We start from the raw sequence: 11,631 nt of genomic DNA, 5'->3' as shown, positions 1-11,631 counted from the left end.
ACTGCCCATCTTTTGATTGGGTATATTCTTTAATAAGGTAACAGTATGTGCGGTTATGTGGAACTTGAAAATGGTGAAAAATCCATTGAAGGCTTAAAACAATTGAATTTTAATGATCTGCTTGCTGAATTTTCATGCGAACAGACTGAAATAGCGTATCCCGCCTTTGGTGGAGACACTCAACGCAAAATACCTATCATTATCCTCGAACAGGGTGAACTGAAAAAAGTTTACGCAACGTGGTGGTTTGATTGTTTTTTGGAGCAACAGCAATTAGTCACGGGCAAGCGTACTACTTTTAATGCCAGAAATTTAAGCAGCCCATATTGGCAGTCAGCTTTGCATCATCAGCGAGGGATCATGTTAGCCACTGGTTTAGGTGAATCAAAATTAGTCGGTAAAACTAAACAGCAATTTTATTTTTCATCTAAGCAGGCCTTTTGTTTAGGTGTGTTGTATCAAAAATTTGCAAATGGGGAATATAGCGCTGCCATTATTACTCGTGATGCCCACCCAAAATTTGAGCCTTATCATGATAAGGCCTTTCCATTATTTTTACCTTTACAGCCTGATTTTGCCAAACTTTGGCTTCAATCAACGTCAACAATTGACCCACGCATTTCTGCGCTGTTAGCCCAGCCTAGGTTGTACCCAAGGCTTGAGGTACAACGGGTTAAAACCTTCAAAGCCAAGGTAGCGATAAAATCTTTTATCTCCCAAACTTTACTGCCTGATGCTTGATGAATCGAACTAACTAAGTCCAAGCTGATTGATACAAAGCCACCATATCTGGTATCGAGGGCACGCGAGGGTTATTCGCTGGAGAGCCGGATGCTAACGCTTGTTCTGCCATGGTCTCTAGTAACGAATGATAGCGTTTTTGTTCGATGCCAAAGGCCGATAAACTTGGTACATCGAGGGTTTGATTCAAACGTTTTAATTCTCTTATTAAGGCCTCATGGGCGCTGCTTAAATTATCAAGATTATTGACTAAGCCCATATGCATTGCACATTGAGCATATCGTTCAGGCGCGTGAGGGATAGAATACTCGGTAATCAGCGGCAGTAACATCGCATTACTCATGCCATGTGGCACGTGAAAGTGCACACCTAGCGGACGGCTCATGCCATGTACCAGCGCCACTGAAGCATTTGAAAAGGCAATGCCTGCTAAACTTGCCCCCATCATCATAGCCTCTTTAGCCTTAAGATTATCAGCCTCTAAGCAGGCGCTTTGCAAATTTGGTGCAATGAGTTTCATGGCTGCAATAGCCTGTTGATCGCTAAACAGGTTGGCTTTTCGACTTACATAGGCCTCGATAGCATGGGTAAGGGCATCAAGACCGGTATCAGCGGCGACTCTGGGCGGTAAACTTAAGGTAAGTTGATAGTCAATAATTGCAGCAGCAGGCATTAAGCCTGGTCCCATGCACAGCATTTTTTCGTCTGATAGTGAATCGGTGATAACAGTGACTTTGGTGGCCTCAGAGCCGGTTCCGGCGGTAGTGGGGATCGCAATAACCGGTATACTGTGTTCGGTGATAATTCGAGGCACTTTATAATCTCGCATCTCACCTTGATGCGAGACCAGCAAAGCAATTGCTTTAGCACTGTCAATTGCACTGCCGCCACCTAAGGCAACTAAACAGTCAAATTTGCCAGCTCGGACCAATTCTACAGCGGCTTTTAATGAGGTGTCGTTTGGTTCAGGCATTACATCGCTAAACACTCCAACATTGACAGAGTAAGGCGTTAGAAGCGCCTTTACTTTATCAACCAAGCCCAGCTGTAACATGGTTTTATCGCTGATAATACAAGCTGATTTACATTTTAATGCGTCGAGGGTATCCGGTAGTAATGCTAAGGCGCCACCGCCTACTTGCATGATTTTAGGTAGTACTATGCTGTTTGCCATGCGTCACTCCATTCGAATAATGTAAGCCAGTGTATTGAATAATATGGCAGAAGTAACTCTCTTCTATGGCATCTTGTGAAATCGAGATTAACTTTAAAATTTTCACGTATGAAATATCTTAAGTGTATTTTCCTATTAAGTCGTATGGGCCCTTGTTAGTTTTACAAAGCCCTCGCTGTTGTGTGCCGCCTTTCCTCTTTGTTACTTATCTTAGCGTTAGAAGTGTTATGTGTGAGATTTGAAGGTAGCCTTGGGCGTTGTTCTGGCAAAGATATCTTGGTTTTTGACTGCCTTACGTAACAATGAGACTTCACCGACGAGTGGCGTGGTAAATGGTCTATCTACACATTATATCCCAAAATATTCGCATCAAAATCAACACGCTGGCTTGGCTGCTCTCACATTTCCTCAAGTTAATTCGACATCGGCGCGTTAATTTGGATGATGCTCTGCCTCATGATGGTGTTTATCGATTTTTCAGCTATCAAGGATGTGGGAAAACGGCCTATGGCTTAGTATTGACCTTCATTATAAATTGGTTGGTAAAGCTAATTACCACGGCGTTATTAGGCTGCTTGTTTTTAAATGTTGTTGCCCCTAGGGGGATTGTTAAATCGCCACAGATGACATTGCAGGGATGATATTGCTGGGTGTTGCGCCGTGCACCGCGATAGTATTTGTTTGGAGTCGACTGACTAAAGGCAATGCTAATTACAACTTGGTACAAGTATCGATTAACGACATAATAATGTCTTTTGCATTTGTAAACCGAACGGGGCATTGGATCGTTACATATTATGATTTTAATGTGAGTTACGTTGACTAAGGGTTAAACATGAAAAAAATGATATTAATAGGCTGCTTGAGCTTTTTGCTTGTGGCTTGCAGTAACTCAGACTGGCGCACGGCGAGTCGTGAATCTGCTGGCTTAGCACCTAAACCTGATGCCGTAAAAGAGGCCGTGATTGAAGTTTATGCCGCTGATGCCTTTAGCTGGCGAGGATGGTTTGCGGTGCATACTTGGTTGGCTGTTAAAGCCGAAGATGCCAATGAATACACCGTATTTGAAGTCGTTGGCTGGCGAGTAAATCGTGGTTTGCCTGCTTTGCATGAATATACAACTGTTACGCCTGACCGTTACTGGTATGGTGCAAAACCGGATAAAGTGTTATCGATTCAAGGCGAAAAAGCAGCAGAGTTAATCCCCAAGGTGTTAGACGCTGTGAAGCGTTACCCTTGGGCTAACGAATACACGGTTTTTCCTGGCCCAAATAGCAATACCTTTCCTACTTGGGTTGGTCAACAGGTGCCTGAACTCGGTTTAGATATGCCCTTTAGAGCCATTGGAAGCGGTTATGCAGACTAGAGCAGGCGATGTTTATTAGGTTTTATGATAGCGCGAGGCGCGGAGCATAGATGGCAAAAGGTCATAGAAAACTTAATAAAGGTTCAAAGGGGCAGAACAGAGTCGCTAGTGAGTTGTTTGTCCACAAATACCAGCAACAAGAAGGAGTGAGTCGTACTCCAAGCGGGTTACTTTATCGGGTTATCGAGCAAACTGCAGGAATTAAACCAGTATTAGTTAACGAAGTAGTGGCCCACCAACGCATACTCAACTTTGATGGCAGTGTGATTGCAGACACCTACAAAGTAGGGATCCCTGACAGGTTTTTATTAAGCGAGGCCATCGAAGGCTTGCAAGAAGGCCTTCAACTAATGCCACTAGGTGCGCGCTACGAGTTTGTGATACCTGCCGAACTGGCATGGGGTAAACGGGGGGTAGGTAATAAAATCGGCCCGAATGCAGTATTGCAATTTAATGTGCGTTTACTAGACATTATATAGCTGGGCTTGCTCGGCCTTACTTAGCGCTTAACTTACTCAATAGGCCGTAAATGGGGTTTATGCACCATGTAAGCGTGACGAAATAAACGAAAATAGGTAGCCAAGGCTGTCGCTGCCGCCACGTCTTGCGCCAGATTTAATACGTCGATGGCCACTTCTGCTGTGCACAGTTGATGTAAATGAGCGGCTTCTCTTAATTGATAAGTTGAGGCCGCTGTGGGTTGAATTCCAAGTACGGGTAAGTTAGCTAAATACTCACTTTTAAACATCTTTTTTGCTTCGCGCCATGTGCCATCTAAAAATACAAAAAGTGGAATTTTAGACGCGTGTTGCTCACTAACATCTGCGGCGCTTATCCAGCGTGTTGGCTCTGCATATTGTTGTGGAAATACCACGATAGGCTGATATCTTTTGTCGTTTAAAAGGGCAATTAGCTTTGGATCAAATTCAGTGCGTTGCCACACAAATGCATGATTATTGGGGATCACGTCTGCAATAATTCTCCCTGTGTTACTGGGTTTGAAATATTCACCGCTATACATAATAAAAAGCACGGCGCTCCGACAATTCACTGAGGGACGTTGTGCACAGATACATTCACTTGCTGGCACTAAGCAGTGTTCACAGCGCTGCACTTTGTTGCCTCTGGCTTTGAAAACGCGGGTCGACTTAGTGAGTTCTTGCTTGCGTAACTGCAAGACTGAATTTAGGTGTGACAATGCTAACTGCTCTTACGTAAAAAGTGGCGTAGTGTACGTTAATTTAGCGATATTGGCTTTATTATGTGGTAAAGATATAAAACAAATATTATGTACAACATTCGTTTTGCAAATAGCAATGTGTATGGTTAAGTTGTTGTTAAAATGTATATAAATGATGTAGTTACTTTAGTTTTACTGTTAGGAATTGAATGAAAACAGCCTTGGTGTTATCTGGTGGTGGGGCGCGGGGGGCGTACCAAGTTGGGGTATTAAAAGCGATAGCTGAGATTTTACCTCGCTCTTCAACTAATCCTTTTCAAATTGTTTGTGGTACCTCATCTGGTGCCATTAATGCAGCCAAAGTGGCGACAGAAGCGGATAACTTTTTTCAAGCGGTTACAGGACTTGAACATCTATGGTCGAATTTGACCTCTGATCAAATTCACCAAGTGGGCTATTACGACATCATAAAAAGCAGTGTTAAAATTGTCCTGTCTTTTTTCCACAGCGGCATTGCTCAGGGCAAACCCTTATCACTTTTCAATAATCGTCCGCTGTTTAACATGTTGAAACGAAATATCGACATAGCAAGGCTTGATAAGATGATCAAAGAAGAGCGCATTCATGCGCTTTCGATCAGTGCCTTAGGTTATACTTCGGGGCAAAATATCAGTTTTTTCCAAGGGCATGAAAGCCTGCACTTTTGGAAACGAAGTCGGCGAATAGGCGCTAAAACGGTATTAGAACACAAGCACCTCATGGCATCTTCTGCTTTACCTGCAATATTTCCTGCGGTGCATATCAACCGGGAATATTTTGGTGATGGTGCGTTGCGCCAATCTGCGCCGATGAGTTCTGCTCTGCATCTCGGTGCAGACAAACTTTTAGTCATTGGGGTGAGTGGTTCAGCGATGTCGATGGAAGAGCGACTTGTAACCGTACATTCACCTTCTATCGCTCAAGTGTTAGGAAATTTGCTCAATAGTGCCTTTATTGATTCACTAGAAGAAGATGTGCAAATGTTAGAACGCTTCAATAGTTTGGCGGCTTACATCACACCAGAACAACAGCAAGAGTTACATATACGCCCGGTTGAGCTGTTGGTTATTAAACCCAAAATTAAATTTGAAGAAATGGCGATGAACTTCACTCATGAGTTACCTAAGTCGATGCGGTTTTTATTATCCATGATTGGTGCAAATAGAAAGGGTGGGGGCTCAAGTTTAGCCAGTTATATTCTGTTTGAGCGGGAGTATTGCAAAGCCTTAATCCAAAGTGGTTACGAGGATGCGATGTCGCAGGCAGAGGAAATTCGCCAATTTGTTGGAGTATGTCAGATTTAAGGCCACCAATAAGTCGGCAGCCCGGGATGTTCTACTGCCGACCTTGTCTGTTATCGTTTTTTCCGTTTTGCTAAGTTTTCCTGACATAAGCCAATAATGGGTAATTGCCGCAATACTTGCATGTCGGGATCGATAACGACTTCGTCTGAGGCCTTAATATTCAGTGTGGTTTTTCCATCCATCATAGGATAAACCGCTAGCTCGCCATTAATCGAAATAGGCACTGGCATAGGAAAGGGTCTATTTGAAGGCGCTGACCAATATAAACCTAATTGTTCGTCGTTGCGGGTAATCTTGAGTTCCGGTAAGGCGGCTTGTTTTAAATACACATCAAACATCCACGTGTAGTCTTTGCCGCTGATACGATTAACGATATCGATAAATTCTTGGGTGTTACGGTATCGTGTCTCGATAGGGTAATTTAGCTTTGCGGTGTCAGCAGTGCCATAAAGTAATTCTCGTGTTGCTTGCCAAAAAACATCATCGCCAAGTAGCCAGCGCAAGGTATGTAATGTCCAGCCACCTTTGCCGTAAATATCTGAGTTAAACGCTTGTTCAGAGCTAATTTGCCCCTCTTTCACCACCGGCTCACAATTGATTAAACCCAAATAAGATTTATACATGGTGTAGTTGTAGGCGCTGCGACCAAATTTTGCCAAGCTATAGGCCGGTTGCATATAAAATCCAAACCCTTCATGTAACCAAGCATCGTTGAGTTTTTCATGAGTCATTAAATTACCGAACCACTCATGCGCTAACTCATGTTGCAATAACCAGTCGTAACCATTTTCATCTCTGACATATTTTTTGCCGTAAGCATTAATAGTTTGATGCTCCATACCGAGATGAGGAGTTTCAACAAATCCGAGTTTTTGATCGCCCCAGGGATAAGGGCCAAGTTGTTTTTCAAAATAGCTAATTTGCTGGGATAAGTCGTTATTTAGCAGCGTTGTGGCTTGTTCTGCGTGCTCAGTCAATGCCCAAAACTCAATGGGAACTTGAACGCCATTCACGCTTTCATAGCGTTGCTGTATACGCGTGTAAGGACCGATGTTCAAGGCGATATTATAGTCACTGGCAGGGACAGATAATAACCAATCGAACTGTTGTTTGTTGGTGCCTATATTATTTATGTTTTGCAATACGCCGTTAGTTACTGCACTGAGACCTTTGGGCACGGTTAGTCGGATGCGCATAGTGTCTGCTTTGTCACTGAAGTGGTCTTTGCAAGGCCAAAATAGATCGCAGCCTTCACCTTGAACGGCAGTGGCTATCCACGGTAAGCCTGCTTCGGTTTCACTCCACACAAAGCCTCCTAACCAAGGAGCATTTAAGGCAACATGGGGTTTACCCTCATAATAAACCGCGACATTAACCTTGCTACCGGTTTTGATGTTTTGACCAAGAGCGATAGTTAAAATACCACCAACACGGCGGTAATTAGTTATTGTTTGATTAACGGTTACTTTTTCAATAGCAAACCGGCTATCAAGCTTTAATTCAAGTTGTTGGGTGTCACTAATAATTAAAAATTCAGTTGTGCCTATGCCTTGTATTCTTTTTTTATCAGGAAATACTTCTAGCTGTAAATCATAACTCAGTACATCGGCACTTTGCGCAGTGGCTGATAACACTTGCCCAGTATCGCCAATAATAGGGTCCAAGGGAGGTTCAATACTACTGCAGGCTACTAAATTAAAGAACGATAGCGCTAAAACGGATTTAATTGAATGTGATATGAAGGTAGGGATAACTGTCATAGGATGATTGCCAAATAAATTCTAAGTTATTATTTGCACAAATACTGCCATGAAATCCTAAGTTACACTAGAACGGTGTTTGTTTCTTGTCGTTAATGCATTCTTGGTTTGGTTTGCACTACCACCCAAAGTGTAAGTGCTACTTTAGCCCTTACAAAGGGTACTAATTAGACTACTATTTTTTGGTGGTATCACTCGTTTTTCGGGAAAACACGCTTATCCCGTGCATGAAAAATGCTATTATCACGCTTTATATTTTGAAGAAGATGAATAAGGTTAAAAAGGAAGTTTTATGAGTGAAGTGTCATCTAAAGAATTTGTTGAACTAAACAAAATGTTACCCGAAGAACGCCTAGATTACACGTTGGCGCAAATGATAGAAAAAGGGTTTTTGTGGGGCTTATTTGGTACCGATGGTTGGGTGATGCTTAAAGCTGACGACGATGTATGTATGCCGATTTGGCCTTGCCAAACATTTGCTACCGCTTGGGTCAAGAATGATTTTCCTAATTGCGAACCCAGACAAATAGAGTTCACAGATTGGCTAGAAACGTGGTTGCCGGGCATGCAGAGTAACAATACGCTAATTTTAGTTTTTCCCTTGGGCGACGACGAAGAAGGCATTATGCTGGAAGCAAGTGAAATGCTTGAATGTATCGAAGAAGATTTAGCCAATTTAGCAGAGAATAAAAAAGACTAAAAAGAGATGGTAAATACGATTAGGGGTTTAGGTGATAGTAATGCTCAGTTTCGTGTTTATATTGGTAATAGACCCGCTTTTAAGTTTGCCAAAAGTTCAGACCAATATGTGCCTTTACTTGCTTCAGAATTGAAAGAAGTAGGATTAGCCTGTGGAAATGGTTGGCGTAAGGTATTTAATGTTTACGCCAAACTCGTTTTCGCGCTGGCTGAGCAAGGACCTGTAGCGAGTAACGTTAGTCAGTTTGACTGCTGGCAAGCATACCGAGATAAGGCATTATTGCAGGCAGATTCAGACACGGCCTTATGTTTTGAACCCTATCAACTGGCATTGGGTCGTACCAATGCATTGCATATTATCATGGGACGAACTTATGCAAAGAGCCTGCATTTGTCGCCAGACATCGTGTGGTTGGATAATGAATTTGCGTTAGATTTGGCCAGTAAACTTATCGTTTGTCCGTATTTTGATTATCGTCAATTATCAAACAGTAAAATTATTCGCTTAGTCGAAATTATCCTGCAAGTTAATACTGATAAACACTTGCCTATGCGAGTGTAATTGACAACAATTGCTGGCTATTTATTTGGGTGTAGTCAGTTTGTTGCAAATGCAAAATAATCCTCTTCGCGCGCTTTTCCCGCAATTGTCGTCATCGCACGATCACGTGTATTTAGATAGTGCGGCGACTAGTCACAAACCCTCTTCGGTGATTGAACGGCTTAGGACGTTTTACGCCACTGAAAATGCCAATGTTCATCGTTCTAGTCATGTTCAAGCGACTAAGACGACAGAGCAATTTGAGTCGGTACGCCAGCAGGTACAACAGTTTATCGGAGCGCGTAGCCCATCTGAAATTGTGTGGACTAAAGGCGCAACAGAAAGCATTAATTTAGTAGCCAATGGCTTAACAGCGTCTCACTTTAAGGGCAAGAAAAACATAGTGCTGTCAGCCTTAGAGCACCACGCTAACTTAGTGCCTTGGCAGCAATTGGCACTGCGCTACGAGCTTACACTGGCCATTATGCCGGTAGATGACAATGGCATATTGCTGCTTGAGCCCTCACTGGCTTTAATTAACCACGATACCGCCCTAGTGGCGATGTCACATGTGTCTAATGCTTTGGGTAATATCAATCCAATTTCGCCCATTATTCGCAAAGCTAAAGAGGTGGGGGCCTTAACCTTAATTGATGGTGCACAGGCGGTGAGTCATTTGCGAGTTGACGTACAGGCTTTAGATTGTGATTTCTATGTATTTAGCGCTCATAAAATGTATGGCCCGACAGGGCTGGGTGTGTTGTTTGGAAAAATGCCTGTATTGGAAAGTCTGCAGCCCTATCAATTTGGTGGGGAAATGATCCAGCAAGTAGAGTATCACAGTGCAACTTTTCAAGCGCCACCCTATAAATTCGAAGCTGGTACGCCCAATATTGCTGGTGTAATGGGCTTGGGTGCAGCATTGACCTTTATTAACCTGCATCGGCAGCAAATACATGACATTGAGAACGAGCTTTATCTTTTTTTGATTAATGCTTTACGTCAGGTTTCGGGTGTAAGGCTATGGGGCGATAGCAATAGAAGTGTGGCAGTGCAATCCTTTACCGTGCAAGGGCTTAATATTCAAGATTTAAGCATATTGTTAAGTGAGCAGAATATTGCCATTCGGACCGGGCATCACTGCACAATGCCCTTGATGAAACGTCTAGGCATAGCAGGGACATTACGAGTCTCGATGGCATGTTATAACAGCATAGAAGATATCCAACGGTTTATTGACGCACTCAACAGTGCTATAGCCAAACTCAGTTACTCAAACTCCCCAGAAATTGATAAACAACAGAGCAGTAAAAGTGAGGCCAAAGATGTCCTCACTCTTAATTCTAAAACTGCCAGTGGCGAGAACATAAAAGTTTTAGGGCAAAATGTAAAAGCAGCTCGCGGTTGGGATGGTGTATATCGGCAAATAATGTTGGCAGGAAAAGATCTTGTGCGACTCCCTGATTTTATGAAAACGTCTGAGCATGAAATAGTGGGTTGTGAAAGCCAGGTATGGCTTCGTTGTGAATTACATGATCAAAAAGTGCGCTTGCAAGGAGACTCACCCAGTAAAATTGTGCGTGGTTTGTTGGCTATCGTTTTTGAGGTGCTCAATGAGCAAACTCCTGAGTATATTTTGAGTTTTGATTTGTCTCGTTATCTGCATCACCTTGGTTTAGCGCGGCACTTGAGTCCTTCAAGGGGCAACGGATTGTCGGCCGTTGTTGCTGAAGTAAAAAAGTTTTGCCGGACTACTCAATAAAAGTAGAGGTATACACCTTATTAAACAGTTAATAATACAAAAAGGAAGAGGTAAATGGGCAAGTTAGTTAGGGTAAGTGCACTTCTGTTAGCCATCGTTGGCACCTCATTTAAGGTCGTAGCACTAGAGAAACCAATTGAAGTTAAAGTGTTTATCGCGGCCATGTTTGAGATTGGCGATAATAGTGGCGATAGAGCGGGGGAGTTCCAATATTGGTATGAGCGATATTTTAAAAACAGCAACATCGTTCAGGTAAAGGGGGCACTTAATCCAGTTTACTGCAATCAGGATGCTGTTTGTGGTTCTGTCTTGGGGATGGGGAAAGTAGGCTCTTCCGCATCTATTCAAGCTATTGTGTTAAGTGATAAGTTTGACATGAGCCAGAGTTATTTTGTGATCAGTGGCGTCGGTGGTACCCCTCCCAATAAAGGAACTATCGGTGATGTGAGTTGGGGCTCATGGTTAGTGGATTATGATCTTGGACATCGCTGGAAACCAGAAGAAGGTCCTGCGGGGCAACCTACTTTTATGCCGCGTAAAGGTTATGAAAGTATTAGGCGTTACCAGCTTAATCCAGCATTACTTGATTGGAGTCTTTATCTTAGTCAAGGCGTTGAGTTAAAAGATTCTGATGGGGCTAAAGCCTATCGAATGCGTTATCCGCAAAAAGCCGCGCGCTCTTTACCCACTATCAACAATGGTACGCATATGACAGGTGATACTTTTTTTCACGGGCCTGGCTTGTCCCAAGAGGCCCAATACATCGCATCGTCTTATGGTGCTGATGATTATGTCATTACCGAAATGGAAGCGGCGGCGATTGCTCAGGTATTGTCTCGAAGTGTGGGTACCGAGCGATTAATGAGTTTGCGAGGGGCAGTCAATTTTGACCAAGGTCATCCCAACGAAAGCACCTTGGCTCATCTTGATCCAGCACCCGGCGAAACGGCGGGAGGTTTTGCTGAGACCGTTGAAAATATTGTTTTAGTAGGCGAAAAGGTTGTGGATCACATTGTGCAAAATTGGGCGCAATGGCGCCAAGGCCCGCCGCCTTTTACTAAGTAA

At 43.1% G+C, this 11,631-nt stretch carries 11 protein-coding genes and 1 pseudogene; 9 read left to right on the top strand and 3 right to left on the bottom strand.

Annotated elements, in window-relative coordinates; genetic code table 11:
- The first annotated feature begins 45 nt into the window (after positions 1 to 45).
- A complete protein-coding gene (locus tag NWQ57_RS12085; RefSeq protein WP_306022405.1) occupies positions 46 to 741 on the top strand; it encodes an SOS response-associated peptidase family protein in 696 nt (231 codons plus the stop codon).
- Between the two features lie 13 nt (positions 742 to 754).
- Here the strand turns inward: NWQ57_RS12085 and NWQ57_RS12080 are convergent, their stop codons facing one another.
- Entirely contained in the window at positions 755 to 1,915 is a 1,161-nt protein-coding gene (locus tag NWQ57_RS12080; protein WP_306022404.1) for an iron-containing alcohol dehydrogenase, read from the bottom strand.
- Between the two features lie 423 nt (positions 1,916 to 2,338).
- Here NWQ57_RS12080 and NWQ57_RS12075 point away from each other — a divergent pair.
- The 3 genes and pseudogenes from NWQ57_RS12075 to NWQ57_RS12065 form a co-directional block, all read left to right on the top strand.
- Positions 2,339 to 2,678: pseudogene (locus NWQ57_RS12075) on the top strand (arsenic resistance protein); the annotation flags it as partial.
- Positions 2,679 to 2,750: 72 nt separating this feature from the next.
- A complete protein-coding gene (locus NWQ57_RS12070; protein WP_306022403.1) occupies positions 2,751 to 3,281 on the top strand; it encodes a DUF3750 domain-containing protein in 531 nt (176 codons plus the stop codon).
- A 50-nt stretch (positions 3,282 to 3,331) separates the two neighbouring features.
- Positions 3,332 to 3,760, top strand: coding sequence for an FKBP-type peptidyl-prolyl cis-trans isomerase (locus NWQ57_RS12065; protein WP_306022402.1), 429 nt, complete (start codon positions 3,332 to 3,334; stop codon positions 3,758 to 3,760).
- 32 nt (positions 3,761 to 3,792) lie between these two features.
- Here NWQ57_RS12065 and NWQ57_RS12060 read toward each other — a convergent pair whose 3' ends face one another.
- Positions 3,793 to 4,479 (bottom strand): tRNA-uridine aminocarboxypropyltransferase, encoded by a 687-nt coding sequence (locus NWQ57_RS12060; RefSeq protein WP_306022401.1) that lies wholly within the window; start codon positions 4,477 to 4,479, stop codon positions 3,793 to 3,795.
- A 191-nt stretch (positions 4,480 to 4,670) separates the two neighbouring features.
- Between NWQ57_RS12060 and NWQ57_RS12055 the strand changes: the two genes are divergently transcribed.
- Positions 4,671 to 5,804, top strand: coding sequence for a patatin-like phospholipase family protein (locus NWQ57_RS12055; protein ID WP_306022400.1), 1,134 nt, complete (start codon positions 4,671 to 4,673; stop codon positions 5,802 to 5,804).
- Positions 5,805 to 5,854: 50 nt separating this feature from the next.
- Here NWQ57_RS12055 and NWQ57_RS12050 read toward each other — a convergent pair whose 3' ends face one another.
- Entirely contained in the window at positions 5,855 to 7,564 is a 1,710-nt protein-coding gene (locus NWQ57_RS12050) for a M1 family metallopeptidase (RefSeq protein WP_306022399.1), read from the bottom strand.
- A gap of 292 nt (positions 7,565 to 7,856) precedes the next feature.
- Between NWQ57_RS12050 and NWQ57_RS12045 the strand changes: the two genes are divergently transcribed.
- The 4 genes from NWQ57_RS12045 to NWQ57_RS12030 are packed head-to-tail and all read left to right on the top strand — an operon-like array spanning position 7,857 to position 11,631.
- Positions 7,857 to 8,264, top strand: coding sequence for a DUF2750 domain-containing protein (locus NWQ57_RS12045; RefSeq protein ID WP_306022398.1), 408 nt, complete (start codon positions 7,857 to 7,859; stop codon positions 8,262 to 8,264).
- A 6-nt stretch (positions 8,265 to 8,270) separates the two neighbouring features.
- Positions 8,271 to 8,825, top strand: a complete 555-nt coding sequence (locus tag NWQ57_RS12040; RefSeq protein ID WP_306022397.1) for a hypothetical protein — start codon at positions 8,271 to 8,273, stop codon at positions 8,823 to 8,825.
- Between the two features lie 49 nt (positions 8,826 to 8,874).
- Positions 8,875 to 10,566, top strand: a complete 1,692-nt coding sequence (locus tag NWQ57_RS12035) for a SufS family cysteine desulfurase (protein ID WP_306022396.1) — start codon at positions 8,875 to 8,877, stop codon at positions 10,564 to 10,566.
- Positions 10,567 to 10,620: 54 nt separating this feature from the next.
- Positions 10,621 to 11,631 carry a purine nucleoside permease gene (locus NWQ57_RS12030; RefSeq protein ID WP_306022395.1) on the top strand — a complete coding sequence of 337 codons (1,011 nt, stop codon included), beginning with the start codon at positions 10,621 to 10,623 and terminating at the stop codon, positions 11,629 to 11,631.

The sequence above is a fragment of the Paraglaciecola sp. genome (genome assembly GCF_030730205.1).
Lineage (GTDB): Bacteria > Pseudomonadota > Gammaproteobacteria > Enterobacterales > Alteromonadaceae > Paraglaciecola.
This window is presented reverse-complemented; position numbering and strand designations above follow the sequence as displayed.